We start from the raw sequence: 14,711 nt of genomic DNA, 5'->3' as shown, positions 1-14,711 counted from the left end.
TGGGGTCGAAGGTAGGAGGCGCCGTGCGGTTCGAGATCAGCCGGGTCATGGACACGATCGAGCAGCGGCTGACCACGGACGTGACCTTGGCGCAGGCCGTGGTCGACCTGGCGGAGGTCGCCCGCTTCGTGGCGCTGGACGGCGGCCGCCCCATCAACCTGCTGCGCCTGGGCATGGTGGTCGACGCCCTGAGCCGCTACCTGATCGACGCGGGCGCGATGCTGTACCCGGTCGCGGGCCGCGAGGTCCTCTCCGAGGCCGCGCTGACGTCGAAGGAGCGCATGGTCCTGGGCCGCTGGGCCGACGACGGCCTGATCGAGGTGACCCCGGTCGTAGCCGACCGCCCCGCCGAGATCGCCGACTTCACGGGCCTGCCCCTGATCGTGGTGCGCGACCTTCCGCAGCAGGCGGCCCGCTTCCCGTGGATCACCGACAGCCCCGAGCGACTCCTGCGCCTGACCCCGAGAGCCGGCGGCGCGGTCCTGACCCCCGGCGGCGAGCCGACACCGCCGAAGGACGGCAAGGAGCGCCTGGTCGTGGTGGGCAAGGCGACGCTGCCGATCGTCCCGCCGGACCCGAACGAGCCGGCGACGGAGAAGGAGATGGCCGAGCCGGAGCCCGCGCCCACGCCCGAGCCCCCCGACTCCGAGGCGTCCGAGTCCTCCGCCGCCCCCTCTACCCCTTCGCCTACTGCTTCGCCGTCGCCTTCCCCTGAGGAGCCGAAGGGCGGCCGCCCGGACGGCGTGCAGTCCTTCACCGCGAGAGGCGCCCAGAAGTTCGGCCGCACCCGCGTGGTCCGCCGCCGCTTCACGAGGGCCGACCCGAGCGGCGTTGGCGCTTCCCTGATGGCCCGGGAGTGGCGCTGCAAGGTGCCGGACTGCCCGGCGTTCGGCCCGTCCCGCCGCATCGGCCAGCCGGTCCCGCGCATGCGAGCGGGCCTGCCCGCCTGCCCCCGCCACGGCGAGCCGGTGAAGGACATCGGCCCCCGCCCCTCGGCGTTCGCGGTGGCCGTAGTGGTGGACGACCTGGCCCGTCGCCGCTTCGTGGTGAGCACCGACCACCCGGTAACGGTCGGCAAGGACCCGGCGGACCCGGACGACATCTCGGTGGCAACCTGGCTGCACGAGGCCGCGGCCGCCTGGATCGCGAAGGAACACGTAAAACTGGAGGTGCAGTCGGGCCACCTGCAGGTGACCGACACCAGCGAGAACGGCACCGTGATCTGGAAGCGCTCGTCCCCGGACATCAAGGAGGAGACCGAGCGCATCTACCGCAAGTCGTACCAGCTCAACGGCTGGGACTCGATCGAGCTCTACACGGGCGTCGAACTCGTGGTGGGCGACCACCGCCTGCAGACGATCGTCGGTTCGGAACCGGCCTCGGTACTGCTCGACGCCCCCACGGTCGCCCTCCGCCTGGTCGACTGACTCCCACGCCTCAGCATTTTCATAGGCAACGGTCGCCATTGACGGCTTCCTCCGCGCACCGTCGCCGAGGATCCCCCACGCATGCCGGCGCATGGCCCGACCACCCCACCGGCCACGGCCACCCGTCCAGGGCAATCGCGCACGAGCGCCTCGGCGGCGGCGAACCCGGTCCGCGGCCCACGCTCAGCCCCGCCAGGCGTTGCGTGTTCAGCCCCGCCGGGCGGTGCGCGTGTTCAGCCCCGCCGGGCGGTGCGCGTGTTCGACCCCGCCAGGCGGTGCGTGTTCAGCCCGCCGGGCGGTGCGCGTGTTCAGCCTCGCCGGGCGGTGCGTGTTCGACCCCGCCGGGCGGTGCGCGTGTTCAGCCTCGCCGGGCGGTGCGTGTTCAGCGCCGCCGGGCGGTTCGCGGCTAGCCCGCCCGGCGGTCCGCGGTCGGGCCGTTCGCGGTCAGGCGGTCAGGGCCAACGCGAACGGCAGCACCCCCGACGCCCCCGCCTGCCGCAAGGCCCGAGCCGCCAGGGCCATCGTCCAGCCGCTGTCCGACACGTCGTCGACCAGCAGCACCGGGCCGTCCAGGGACCGCACCGCCGCGGCCAGGTCCGCTGGGACCTCGAACCCGCCGTACAGCGCCCGCACCCGCTGCGCGCTGTTCGTCCGCGAGGCCGTGTCCGTCGAGCGGGCCGCCGGGATCGTTCCGAGCAGCGGCAGCCGGCCCACGGCGGCGATCCGTGCGCCCAGGGACGCCACGAGCTCCGGCGCGTGCTGCGACCCGAGCACCACGACCCCCGCCGGGCGCTGCTCCCAGCGTGCGTCGCCCTTGGCCCACTCGGCCAGGGTCGCCACGACACCGTTGAAGAGCTCATCCGGCAGCGGGCCGTCGGGGCCGGTAAGCACCGCGCGCAGGCGCTCGCCCCAGCCCAGGTCGCTCAGCCGGCCGATCGCGCGCCCCGGCAGCGACTGCTCGCCCGCCGGGATCTTGCCGCTGAGCGGCACGCCGACCGTGGGCAGGCCCGTCGGCCACAGCTTGCGCGGAGCGATCTCGACGCCGGCGCGGCCGAGGTGGGCGCGGGCGGCGTCCAGGGCCTCGGGGGAGACCTCCGTCGCGTACCAGGCCCCGGCGCAACCGTCGCACCGCCCGCACGGCGCCGCCTCCGGGTCGTCGAGCTGCCGGCGCAGGAACTCCAGCCGGCAGGAGGTCAGCGCCGCGTACTGCCGCATCGCCTCCTGCTCCGCCTCCCGCGCGGCGGCGATGCGCGCGTATCGCTCGGTGTCGTGCCGCCACTCGGCCCCCGTCGCCTCCCAGCCGCCGCCCCGCATGCGCCGGACCGCCCCGTCGACGTCGAGCACCTTGAGCATCAGCTCGAGGCGCCCCCGCCGCAGCTCGACCCGCGGCTCCAGCGCCTGGATGGACAGCGGCCGCCCCGAGGCGGCGAGCACGTCGATGACCGCGCGCACCTGGTGCTCGGGCGGGAAGGCGAGCGAGGCGAAGTACCGCCAGATGTCCGCGTCCTCCTTGCCCGGCAGCAGCAGCACGTCGGCCTTCTCCACGGCGCGCCCGGCCCGGCCCACCTGCTGGTAGTACGCGATCGGCGACGACGGCGCGCCCAGGTGCACCACGAACCCGAGGTCGGGCTTGTCGAACCCCATTCCCAGCGCCGACGTGGCCACGAGCGCCTTGATGCGGTTGCCGAGCAGGTCGGCCTCGGCGTCGCGGCGGTCGGCGTCCTCGCTCTTGCCCGTGTACGCCGCGACGTCGTACCCCTGCGAGCGCAGGAACGCGGCCGTCTCGTGCGCGCCGGCGACGGTCAGCGTGTAGATGATCCCGGAGCCGGGCAGGTCGCGCAGGTGCTCGCCGAGCCAGGCGAGCCGGTGCGACGGCGAGGGCAGCGTGAGCGAGCCCATGCGCAGGGACTCGCGGTCGAGCGATCCCCGCAGTACCAACGCGTCGCCCAGCTGCTCGGCGACGTCCGCGGTGACGCGGGAGTTGGCGGTGGCCGTGGTCGCCAGCACCGGCGTGCCGGGGGCCAGGTCGAGCAGCAGCGTCCGCAGGCGCCGGTAGTCGGGCCGGAAGTCGTGGCCCCAGTCGGAGACGCAGTGCGCCTCGTCGACCACGAGCAGCCCGGCCGTCGCGGCGAGCTTGGGCAGCACGTCGTCGCGGAACGCCGGGTTGTTGAGCCGCTCCGGGCTGACCAGCAGCACGTCGATCGAGCCGCCCGCGATCTCGGCGGTGATCGCGTCCCACTCCTCGAGGTTCGCGGAGTTGATGGTGCGGGCCGCGATGCCGGCCCGGGCGGCCGCGTCGACCTGGTTGCGCATCAGCGCGAGCAGCGGCGACACGATCACCGTGGGCCCGGCGCCGCGCGCCCGCAGCAGGGCGGTCGCGACGAAGTACACCGCAGACTTGCCCCACCCGGTGCGCTGCACGCAGAGCACCCGGCGGTGCTGGGCCACGAGCGCCTCGATGGCCGTCCACTGATCTTCGCGCAGTTCAGCGCTGGGTCCGGCGAGCTTCTTGAGTGTTACTTCGGCTTCCTGTCGCACGTTGCCGACGCTAGCCGAGGGGTCTGACAAAAACCGAGTCGATCACAGTGGCCGCCCGTATCCGATCACCGGAGCGTAGTCGGCCAGTCGCATTGAGATACGTTCGCCGGCCCGGGGCGCCTCGGTGGCCCGCAGGGTCGTCCCGGACGGCGTTGTACCGTTCGATGACCCCCTCGAGCTCCTGCCAGGCGTTGGCGAGCAGCCGTTGCCGGTCCGCGGCGGGATCCGGGTGCCCGGTCCCGGGCGCCGCCAGGAGAATGAGTCCCGCGACGACCAGACATGCGGCGCTGCGCAAGTTCTTGCGACAAAACCCCACGTGTCACTAACGTCGCAATCTGAACAAAAGCGACGTATCTTCCCCCGGTAGGGTGGCTCGCATGGTGCTCAAGGGACCGTTCGTGGCGGCCGGGCTGGTCGCGGCCCTGATCCTGGGCTTCGGCATCGCCCGGGCGACGGCGCCGCAGGCCAGCTCGGCGGCCACGTCCGATCCGACGACGATCCCGTCGCACTCCCACGGCGGCGCGGTCACCGGCGACCTGGGCGGCTTCTCACTGAGCGCGGGCGGCTTCACCCTGGCCCCGGCCGAGCCCCCGATCTTCCAGGCGGGCGTCGGTCGTACCTTCGCCTTCAAGATCCTGGCCCAGGACGGCAAGCCGGTCACCAAGTTCGTGCCCAACCACGACAAGCTGCTGCACTTCGTCGCCGTCCGGCACGACCTGTCCGGCTTCCAGCACCTGCACCCGGAGATGGCGGCGGACGGCACGTGGTCGATCCCGCTGACCCTGCCGAGTCCCGGCATCTGGCGGCTGTACACCGACTTCGTGACCCTGGACCCGACCGGCCAGCAGGTCCCGCTCACCCTCGCGATCGACGCCACGGTGGCGGGCGCCTACACGCCGGCCCCGCTCCCGCCGGCCGCGCGCGAGGCCGATGCCGATTCCTTCAAGGTCACCTACGAGGGCACGCCGCAGGCCAACGCCACCCAGCCCCTGAGCTTCCGCGTCTTCGCCGGCGGCGCCCCGGTCACCGATTTGGAGCGCTACCTGGCGGCGTACGGCCACCTGGTCGTCGTCCGCGACGGCGACCTCGGCTACCTGCACGTCCACCCCGAGGACCAGCTGTCGGGCGGCGCGGTCAAGTTCTGGCTGTCCGCCCCCAGCCGGGGCCGCTACCGGCTGTACTTCGAGTTCCAGAAGTCCGGCGCCGTCCACCGCGCGGAGTTCACGGTCGACGTGAAGTAGCCACGCAAAAGGGCGGGCCCGTCCGGACCCGCCCTCTCGCCGAATGCCTGCTGGTTACTCGGCCGCGCTCTCGGCGCCTTCGCCGTTCCCGCCGCGCCCGCGACCGCCCCGGCGCCGACGACGCCGGGCACGCCCGGCCCCGCCCTCGTCCGCCGTCGCGACCACGGCCCCGCCGTCATTGGCGGCGGCGGCCGAAGGAGCCGACCCGGTCGTGGTCTCGGCGTGCTCGGCCGCGTCCACCTCGCCCCGGCGGCGCCGCTGGCGCTGCCGGCGCGGCTCCGTCGACTCCGCGGCCTCGGGAGCGGCCGCCGTGGAGCCGGACGAGCGCCCGCGCCCACGGGTGGAGCCGCTGGTGCGCCCCCGCCCGCGCGGCTTGCCCTCGATGTCCTCCAGCTTCTCCGCCGACAGACCCGCGCGCTTGCGGTCGGCCGTCGGCAGCGAGCCGGTGGTGCCCTCGGGGATGATGATGTCGGTGAGCAGGTGCGCCGAGGTGTGGTACGTCTCCGGCGGCTCCGGCAGCTCCATGCCCAGGCTCTTGTCGATGATCCGCCAGCGGGGCATGTCCTCCCAGTCCACGAACGTCACCGCGACGCCGGTCGCGCCGGCGCGGCCCGTGCGGCCGATGCGGTGGGTGTACGTGTCCGGGTCCTCCGGGCAGTCGTAGTTGATCACGTGCGTGACGCCCGAGACGTCCAGTCCCCGGGCCGCGACGTCGGTCGCGACCAGCACGTCGATCTTGCCGGCCCGGAACGCGCGCAGGGCCCGCTCGCGGGCACCCTGGCCCAGGTCGCCGTGCACGGCCGCGGCCGCGAAGCCGCGGAAGTCCAGGTCCTCGGCGACCCGGTCGGCGGCCCGCTTGGTGCGGCAGAAGACCATCGTGAGCCCGCGATCGGTCGCCTGGAGCATGCGCGCCACGATCTCGATCTTGTTGAGCGGGTGGGTGCGGTACACGAACTGCTTGGTCAGCGGCGAGGGCCCGGTGTTCGCGTCGTGGTGCGCGTGGATCGTCATCGGGTGGCGCAGGAACCGCCGCGCCAGCGTCACGATCGGGTCCGGCATCGTCGCCGAGAAGAGCATCGTCTGACGCTCCTCGGGCAGCAGCGTCAGGATGCGCTCGACGTCGTCGAGGAATCCCAGGTCGAGCATGCGGTCGGCCTCGTCGAGCACCAGCGCGCGCACGGCGTGCAGGCGCAGGTGCTTGCCCTTGGCCATGTCGAGCAGGCGGCCGGGCGTGCCGACCACGATCTCGACGCCGTTGCGCAGCGCCTCGACCTGCGGCTCGTAGGCCACACCGCCGTACAGCGGCAGCACCCGCACGCCGCGGGTCTTGCCGGCCGCCGCGATGTCGCGGGCGACCTGCAGGCCCAGCTCGCGGGTCGGCACGACGACGAGCGCCTGCGGCAACCCGTCGGAGCCTTCGCCGGGGGCGGTGACGCGGTCCAGCAGCGGTACGCCGAACCCGAGGGTCTTGCCGGTACCGGTCGGCGCCTGCCCGATCAGGTCGGTGCCCCGCAACGCGATGGGCACGGCGTATTCCTGGATCGCGAAGGCGCGGGTGATGCCGACCGCTTCGAGCGCGGCCACGGTTTCGGGCCGCGCGCCCAGGTCGGCGAATGTCGGAGATTCGGCGCGCACAGGCGCGCTGGGGGCCACCGTCTCGGCGGCCTCAGTGTTGTCGATCGTCATGTTGAGCTCGGGGTGTCTCTCTCGCGGGAGCGCCCCTGATGTTCCGGGTGCGCTCGATCGGTGTAGGGCGCGGGCCACACGCGACCGTTTGACCATGGTCGCGGGCTACAAGCGCCGGTATGCCTGAGCTAGGGTCCGCCCAGGGCCATCTTTGTTAGTGTACCGACACAAAGCCGGATCCGCGCACGACACCTCGCGGAGCATGTCAAGCGATCCGGCGGGGTACTGTGCCGACGTGTCCGATGTCACCCCGGCCGTCCGGTCCGACGACTCCGCAGCGGTCGTCGATCTGCTGGGCATGCTCGCGTACGGCGAGCTCGTCGCCTTCGACCGCATGGCCGCCGACGCCCGCCTGGCCCCTGACCTGCGCCGCCGCGCCGTGCTCAGCGAGATGGCGGCCCGCGAGATCAGCAACTACGGCCGCCTGGCCGACCGCCTCGCCGAGCTGGGCGCCGACCCCGAGGCGGCCATGGCCCCCTACGTGCAGGCGGTGTCGGACTACCACGAGCAGACCGAGCCCAACGACTGGCTCGAGGGCCTGACCAAGGCCTACGTCGGCGACGGCATCGCCGACGACTTCACCCGCGAGGTCGCCGCGGTGCTCGGCGCCCCCGACCGCGACCTCATCCTCGACGTGCTGCACGACTCCCGCCACGCCGACTTCGCCGCCGACGAGCTGCGCGCCGCGATCGCCTTCGACCCGAAGGTCGCCAACCGCCTCTCGATGTGGGCGCGCCGCCTGGTCGGAGAGGCGATCTCGCAGTCGATCCGGGTGGCCGGCGAGCGCCCGTCGTTCGCGACCCTCCTGGCCACGCAGGGAACCGACTTCCAGGCCCTGCTCAAGCGCCTGACCACGGCTCACACCGCGCGCATGGGCGCGGTTGGCCTCAACAACTGAGCGTTCGCCCGATATGTCGGGCGCTGGCGCGCCACGACATATCGCATTTATCGCCCGACGGGGCATAAGTCGGAAATGTCGCGGCGCGGAGCGCCCGACATTTCGTCCAGCACGTGGAGGATTCGCGCAGGCGATGCGCCCGAGGTGCGCGACAATTCACCCGGCGGGTGGAGGATTTGCGCAGGCCGTGCGCTTGAAACGGTCGCGGCGCGGAGCGCTGGAGAGTCTGGCCAAGCCGGTGCGTCTGAAGCGCCCGACTATTCGTCCGGCACGTGGAGGGTTTGCGCAGGCCGTGCCCTTGAAGCGGTCGCGGCGCGGCGGTGCGTCTGAAGCGCTCGACATTTCGCCCGGCGCAACGGAAAAGGGCCCCCTGACCAGGGAGCCCTCTTTCGTGAAACGGGTTCAGCGCGCCGAAGAGAACCCGACCGGCCGCGGTGATGCTTCGGCGATCTCCACGTAGGCGATCTTGCCGACCGGCACGATCACCCGGCGGCCCTTGTCGTCGACCAGGGACAGAACACCTTTATCGCCACCGTTGATCGCGTCGGTGACCGCAGACTCGACCTCGGACGGCGACTGGGTGCTCTCCAGCACCAGCTCCCGAGGCGCGTACTGCACGCCGATCTTGACCTCCACGTCTTCCTCCTTGATCGGGCGCGGCCGTGCGTCGGCCTGCACACCCAGTGTGTTTGAAGATTAACGCGATCAGGCGTGATCGCCGTGCAGGGGGAAGCTCGCGATGCCGCGCCACGACAATGTGGTCAGCAGGCTCTCCGCCTCGGCCTTGTCCACCTGGCGGCCTCCGGCCAGCCAGAAGCGCGCCGCGATCTCGGCCGCGCCGACCAGGCCCGACGCGAGGAGCTCGGCGCGGGCGCGGCTCACCCCGGTGTCGGCCATGATCGTGTCGGTGATGGCGGCGATGCAGCCGGTCTCGACGCGGTCCACGCGCTCGCGCACGGCGGGGTCGTTGCGCAGGTCGGACTCGAAGACCAGCCGGAAGGCTTCACTCTCGTGGTCGATGAAGTCGAAGTACGCCTGGATCGCGCCCCGCACCCGGTCCTTGTTGTCGGTCGTGGCCTCCATCGCCGAGCGCACCCGCGAGACCATCGCGTCGCAGTGGGTGTCGAGCAGGGCGAGGTACAGCTCCAACTTGCCCGGGAAATGTTGATACAAGACAGGTTTCGAAACGCCCGCGCGCTCCGCGATGTCGTCCATCGCCGCGGCGTGGTATCCCTGTGCCACGAACACCTGCTGTGCCGCGGCGAGCAGTTGCTTTCGCCGAGCCGACCGGGGCAGCCGCACGGGCCGACCGGCCGCCTGCGTGCCGCTCATCGCCGAGGTCATGTTCACCATCCGGATTTGGGTCGAGATTGCAACTTACCCCCTTTCCACCCACACGGTAGCCTCACCTAGGGGCGACGGAGGAGCGTGCGGTGGACGAAACGGGGCAAGCCGGTAGCCCGGAGGCGGGCGGTGCATACCCTGGTGGAAACCTAGGTCCGAACCCGGGCCTGGGGCGTGGCCGCTCCGCATACTCGGACGGGCAGGTCAACGGGGCAACACCGACCGACGACGCGCTCGAAGCGATCGTTTCGGCGTGGCGCGAGCCGGCCACCGGCTCGATCGCCGGGCGGGCCTCCGTGACGGGCGCCTTCAACATCAACGGCCTCAACGGCAACGGCCTGGGTTCGAACGGCGTCAACGTCCACGGCCTCAACGGAGCCAACGGCTCGTCGAACGGGCACGGCACGAACGGTGTCAACGGCACGAACGGTGTCAACGGCACGAACGGGGCGAACGGCACCAACCCGGCCGGTCCCCGCGGCCGGGCCGAGGTGCGCGGCCCGTATTCCGACATGCTCGCCCCGATGAGCCCGCCCGTCTCCGCCCCGCCGCCGGTCCAGCCGCCCACCTCGACGCTGCACTACGGCCACTACGGGCCCGACGGGCAGGGCTGGCCCACCTCGAGCCCGACCGGCGAGACCAAGAGCGTTCCGCCACCGGCGCCCGGCACCGTGTACGGCGCGCTGTCCACCGACCACACCGGCGAGATGCGCCGCCCGGTGTCCGCCCAGCCGTCGTACGGCCAGCAGTCCTACGGCCAGCCCCTGGAGCGGGAGGCCCCGTCGTCCTACGGCCAGCCCGTGGAGCGCGAGGCCCAGCCGGCGGAGCCGCGGCCCACGTACGAGCGCGAGAGCCGGGCGTACGAACGCACGAGCCAGCCGTACGAGAGCCTGAGCCCGGCGTACGAAAGCCCCAGCCCGGCCTACGAAAGCCCGAGCCCGGCGTACGAGAGCCCCAGCCCCGCGTACGAGAGCCCGAGCCCGGCATATGAGAGCCCGGGTTACGAAAACCCCAGCCCGGCGGTCTACGAGAGCCAGGCGCCGTCCGCGCTCGACCGCGTCGCCGAGCATCAGGTCGCCGACCAGTGGGGCTACCGCGGCGGGCAGTACCAGCCCGCGGAGCAGCGCCACTGGGCCCCCGAGCCCGCCCAGCCCGAGTTCGACTGGGCCGCGCCGGGCCAGCACCCGGTCGTCCAGCCGGAGCAGGTACCGCCGCCGCCACCCGCCGCCGTCCAGCCCCAGCAGCTGCCCACCCAGCGCGTTCCGGAGAACGACCCGCTCGTCGGGCCGCTGCCCCCCGTCCTGCTGGGCTCGGCCACCGCGCTGTCGGCCGCCGAGCCGATCATGCCGACGTTCGCCGACGACATGCAGCAGCCCGCCTACGACCCGCCGGACCTGCCCCAGCGCGTGCCCGCCGAGCCCGACGTTCCGCCGGTGCCGGCCGGGGAGCCGCCGACCACCGCGGTCGGCGCGCCCGAGCTCACGCGGATCACCAACTTCCTGCGCGAGGACGAGGACGGCGAGCCCGGCGACCCGGACAGCCGCCCCGACGGCTTCGACGTGCAGAGCGTCCTGCGGGCCGTGCAGACGGTCAGCGGCGTGCACCGGGCCAGCCTGCGCAAGAACGCCGACGGCCTGCACACCCTGCGCCTGGAGCTCGCCGACGAGGCCGACGCCGGGCAGGTCAGCCGGATCGTCGCGCGCATGCTCAACGACACGATGGGCCTGTCCGCCGAGCAGAACCCGCTGCTGCCCGACGGGATGCCCGAGCCGGCCCCGTACGCCGCCGAGGCCCCCGCGTCCGGCCCGGTGATGACCCCGCGGCCGCCCGTGAACGCCCTGCGCAACACGCCGCACAGCGCCCTGCCCGGGTACGGCCGCGACACCCGCCGCCGGCGGCCGGTGAGCGGCGCGCGCAAGCCTGGCACGGCCGTCGAGTCGACCGAGAAGAAGGCGCCCGCGCTCATCCCGAACCCGGGCGCGATCGTCTCGCCGCGGGTCGTCATCGAGTCGGTGGACGTCAACACCCAGGGCATCGACGCGACTGTCGAGGTGCGCCTGACCGCCGACAACCAGCCCGCCATCGGCGTGGCGAGCGGCCCGAACTTCGACGGGTACATGCTGAAGCTGGCCGCCCTGGCCGCCGCCTCCGCCGTCGACCAGCTGCTCATCGACACCGACACGAGCGTGCGCGCCCGCTGTTACATCGAGCACGCCGCCGTCGTCGCCCTCGGCGGTTGCGAGGTGGCGGTCGTGGTGCTGCTGCTGATGTACGACGGCTTCGTCGAGCAGCTCACGGGCTCGGCGGTGGTCTCCGCCGACGGCGACTCCCGCCAGGCCGTGGTGCGCGCCACGCTCGCCGCGGTGAACCGTCGTCTGGAGGCTCTGCTGCCGTAGGGCCCGGTTCCGGGGCACACTTGGTGAATGAAGCGAGCCAGTCTTGTTCCAGAGTTCACCGTCCCGTCATCCGAGCGGCTGCCGGAGCGGTGGCCGGGGCGAGAGGTCGAGCTCGACGGATCGGTGGCCTTCGTCCGCGACACCCCGTCCGCGCGCCCGAACGCCGAGCCCGCGGTCTACGTGCACGGACTCGGTGGCTCGTCGACCAACTGGACCGACCTGGCCGGCATCCTGGCCGCCCGCGAGGACGGCACCGCGCTCGACGGGCAGGCGATCGACCTGCCCGGGTTCGGGTACAGCGGCCGGGCCCGCAGCTACACCCTCGACGCGATGGCGGACCACGTCATCCGCTGGGTCGAGTACAGCGACCGCGGCCCGGTCCACCTCTTCGGCAACTCGATGGGCGGCGCCGCCATCGTCAAGGCCGCCGCCCGCCGCCCCGACCTGGTGCGCTCGCTGACGCTGATCTCCCCGGCGATGCCGTTCCTCGACCCGCGCCGCTCCCTGCAGGGCCGGGTGGTACCGCTGCTCCTGCTGCCCAACGCGGCCCGGCTCGCCGCACGGCACATGTCGTCAATGGAGCCCGAGGTGCTCGCGGACATGGTCATCGACTCCTGCTACGCCGACCCGACCCGCTACCCCGAGCAGCGGCGGCTGGAGGCGATCGAGGAGGCGCGCCTGCGCCATCAGGTTCCGTGGTACGCGGAGGCGTACGTCGGCAGCCTGCGCGGCCTGGTCGGCAGCTTCCTGCGCGCGTACCTGCCGGGGGAGGGCTCCATCTGGCGCGCCGCCGCGCGGATCACCGCGCCGACCCTGGTCATCGCCGGGCGCCAGGACAAGCTCGTGGACATCCGCACCGCACCGCAGGTCGCCCAGCTCATCCCGGACAGCCGGCTGATGATGCTCGAGGGCGTCGGGCACGTCGCGCAGATGGAGGTTCCACGCTCGGTGGCCCGCGCCGTCTTCGGGCTCCTCGACGAGCTCGCCGCGGCGGCCGTGGCCCCGGTTGCGGTCCCGTTGCAGGAGACGGTCCGCCCGCGCGTCGCACAGGTGCGCATGGCAAGCTGAGCATCGATGGTGAGCCGGCTGATCAGTGACCGCCGGCGGGAGCCGGCCCCGCTGCCGAGCGACCCGACGGCCGCTCGTGAGAACGTGCGCGCCGCCCGCCACCGCCGGCGCATGGAGGCCCGCCGCCGCCGGTATCTCATCGCCGGTCTGATGGCCGGGGCCGGGCTGCTCGCCGCGCTCGGCCTGACCCGGCAGCTGTTCTTCGCCGGCCCCGACTCCGACGGCAAGCCGAACCCGGCCGCGCGCCAGGAGGCGCCGATGCTCGCCGCGCCCTCCCAGCCGGCCAGCCCGCCGCCGGAGGCCGGCGCGGCCAAGGGCGACGGCACGTTCTCGTACGCGACGACCGACGGACCCGTCGCCGGCGCGAACGGAGGGCTGAAGAAGTACCGTGTCGCCGTCGAGAACGGCGCCGGGCTGACGGCCGACGCGTTCGCCGCGGCCGTCGAGAAGACCTACGCCGACCCGCGCGGCTGGACCGCGGGCGGTGACCTGCGGCTGCAGCGCGTCAAGGGCGAGGGCGCCGCCGACTTCACCGTGTTCCTGGCCACGCCGGTCACGTCCGAGGCGATGTGCGCCACGGTGGGGCTGCACACGGACGGGTACAGCTCCTGCCGTATCGCCGGCAAGGTCATCATCAACCTGGCCCGTTGGAACACGGCCGTCCCGGACTACGGCGCGCCGGTCGCGGACTACCAGACCTACGTGGTCAACCACGAGACCGGCCACGAGCTCGGCCGCGGGCACGAGGCGTGCCCGGCCGCCGGAAAGCCCGCGCCGGTCATGATGCAGCAGACGTACGGGCTGAAGGGCTGCCGCGCCAATTCGTGGCCCTACGTGGACGGTCAGCTGTTCACGGGCCCCAAAGTGCCGTAGCTCACTCGGGTTCGGCGGTCCCGCGGGGCAGAATGAGAACCATGTCGCTGCCTCCTCTGGTCGAGCCCGCCACCGACCTGTCGGTGGACGAGGTCCGCCGCTACTCGCGCCATCTGATCATTCCCGACGTCGGGGTGGCCGGGCAGAAACGACTCAAAAACGCCAAGGTGCTCTGTGTGGGCGCGGGTGGTCTGGGCTCGCCGGCCCTCATGTACCTCGCCGCCGCCGGGGTCGGCACGCTGGGCATCGTCGAGTTCGACACCGTCGACGAGTCAAACCTCCAGCGCCAGATCATCCACGGCCAGTCCGACATCGGCCGGCCCAAGGCCGAGTCGGCGCGCGACTCGGTGCTCGAGATCAACCCGTACGTCAACGTCGTGCTGCACAACGAGGCGCTCAGCAACGACAACGTGATGGAGATCTTCGCGCAGTACGACCTCATCATCGACGGCACCGACAACTTCGCGACGCGGTACATGGTCAACGACGCCGCGGTGCTGCTCGGCAAGCCGTACGTGTGGGGCTCGATCTACCGCTTCGACGGCCAGGCGTCGGTCTTCTGGGCCGAGCACGGCCCCTGCTACCGCTGCCTCTACCCGGAGCCGCCCCCGCCCGGCATGGTCCCCTCGTGCGCCGAGGGCGGCGTGCTCGGCGTGCTGTGCGCGTCGATCGGCGCGATCCAGGTGACCGAGGCGATCAAGCTCCTGACCGGGATCGGCGAGACGCTCCTGGGCCGCCTGATGGTCTACGACGCCCTGGAGATGGAGTACCGCAAGATCAAGCTGCGCAAGGACCCGAACTGCGCGATCTGCGGCGAGAACCCGACCGTGACCGGCCTCATCGACTACGACGACTTCTGCGGCGCGGTCTCGGACGAGGCCCAGGCCGCGACCGTCGGCTCCACGATCACCGCCTCGGAGCTCAAGGAGTGGCAGGACTCCGGCAAGCCGATGGACCTCATCGACGTGCGGGAGCCGGCCGAGTGGGAGATCGTCCGGGTGCCCGGGGCGCGGCTCGTGCCCAAGGGCGAGATCCTCAACGGCAATGCGCTGGCGGGCCTCCCCCAGGACAAGCAGATCGTTCTGTACTGCAAGAGCGGCGTCCGCTCCGCCGAGGCCCTCGCCGCCGTGAAGGCCGCGGGCTTCAAGGACGCGGTTCACGTACAGGGCGGCGTGGTCTCCTGGGTGAAGACCGTCGATCCGTCGCTGCCGGTCTACTGACGACCAGCGCGGTAGAGGCG

General features: G+C 72.5%; 11 protein-coding genes. 7 read left to right on the top strand and 4 right to left on the bottom strand.

What is annotated here, in order from left to right:
* The first annotated feature begins 23 nt into the window (after positions 1-23).
* Entirely contained in the window at positions 24-1,427 is a 1,404-nt protein-coding gene (locus AB0B76_RS14960) for a hypothetical protein (protein WP_360374790.1), read from the top strand.
* A gap of 444 nt (positions 1,428-1,871) precedes the next feature.
* Here the strand turns inward: AB0B76_RS14960 and AB0B76_RS14955 are convergent, their stop codons facing one another.
* On the bottom strand, positions 1,872-3,965 hold the full coding sequence (locus AB0B76_RS14955) for a DEAD/DEAH box helicase (RefSeq protein WP_360374788.1): 2,094 nt from the start codon (positions 3,963-3,965) through the stop codon (positions 1,872-1,874).
* 377 nt (positions 3,966-4,342) lie between these two features.
* Here AB0B76_RS14955 and AB0B76_RS14950 point away from each other — a divergent pair, with 377 nt between their 5' ends.
* Positions 4,343-5,206, top strand: a complete 864-nt coding sequence (locus tag AB0B76_RS14950; RefSeq protein WP_360374786.1) for a hypothetical protein — start codon at positions 4,343-4,345, stop codon at positions 5,204-5,206.
* 54 nt (positions 5,207-5,260) lie between these two features.
* Here AB0B76_RS14950 and AB0B76_RS14945 read toward each other — a convergent pair whose 3' ends face one another.
* Entirely contained in the window at positions 5,261-6,892 is a 1,632-nt protein-coding gene (locus AB0B76_RS14945) for a DEAD/DEAH box helicase (RefSeq protein WP_360374784.1), read from the bottom strand.
* Between the two features lie 235 nt (positions 6,893-7,127).
* Between AB0B76_RS14945 and AB0B76_RS14940 the strand changes: the two genes are divergently transcribed.
* A complete protein-coding gene (locus AB0B76_RS14940; RefSeq protein ID WP_360374782.1) occupies positions 7,128-7,790 on the top strand; it encodes a ferritin-like fold-containing protein in 663 nt (220 codons plus the stop codon).
* A 402-nt stretch (positions 7,791-8,192) separates the two neighbouring features.
* On the opposite strand, the gene AB0B76_RS14935 is transcribed toward AB0B76_RS14940, so the two are convergent.
* Positions 8,193-8,426 carry a DUF3107 domain-containing protein gene (locus tag AB0B76_RS14935; RefSeq protein ID WP_360374905.1) on the bottom strand — a complete coding sequence of 78 codons (234 nt, stop codon included), beginning with the start codon at positions 8,424-8,426 and terminating at the stop codon, positions 8,193-8,195.
* A gap of 69 nt (positions 8,427-8,495) precedes the next feature.
* Positions 8,496-9,134 (bottom strand): TetR/AcrR family transcriptional regulator, encoded by a 639-nt coding sequence (locus tag AB0B76_RS14930; protein WP_360374780.1) that lies wholly within the window; start codon positions 9,132-9,134, stop codon positions 8,496-8,498.
* A 296-nt stretch (positions 9,135-9,430) separates the two neighbouring features.
* On the opposite strand from AB0B76_RS14930, the gene AB0B76_RS14925 reads away from it, so the two are divergent.
* Genes AB0B76_RS14925 through moeZ form a run of 4 tightly spaced genes read left to right on the top strand, consistent with a single transcriptional unit; the run spans position 9,431 to position 14,691 of the window.
* Positions 9,431-11,530: a hypothetical protein gene (locus tag AB0B76_RS14925; RefSeq protein ID WP_360374778.1), complete on the top strand. Its 2,100-nt coding sequence runs from the start codon at positions 9,431-9,433 to the stop codon at positions 11,528-11,530.
* A 27-nt stretch (positions 11,531-11,557) separates the two neighbouring features.
* Positions 11,558-12,598, top strand: a complete 1,041-nt coding sequence (locus tag AB0B76_RS14920) for an alpha/beta hydrolase (RefSeq protein ID WP_360374776.1) — start codon at positions 11,558-11,560, stop codon at positions 12,596-12,598.
* 6 nt (positions 12,599-12,604) lie between these two features.
* Positions 12,605-13,471, top strand: coding sequence for a DUF3152 domain-containing protein (locus tag AB0B76_RS14915; RefSeq protein WP_360374774.1), 867 nt, complete (start codon positions 12,605-12,607; stop codon positions 13,469-13,471).
* Between the two features lie 41 nt (positions 13,472-13,512).
* Entirely contained in the window at positions 13,513-14,691 is a 1,179-nt protein-coding gene (gene moeZ / locus AB0B76_RS14910) for an adenylyltransferase/sulfurtransferase MoeZ (protein ID WP_360374772.1), read from the top strand.
* Positions 14,692-14,711 lie beyond the last annotated feature (20 nt).

The organism is Dactylosporangium sp. NPDC049140, assembly GCF_040648435.1.
This window is presented reverse-complemented; position numbering and strand designations above follow the sequence as displayed.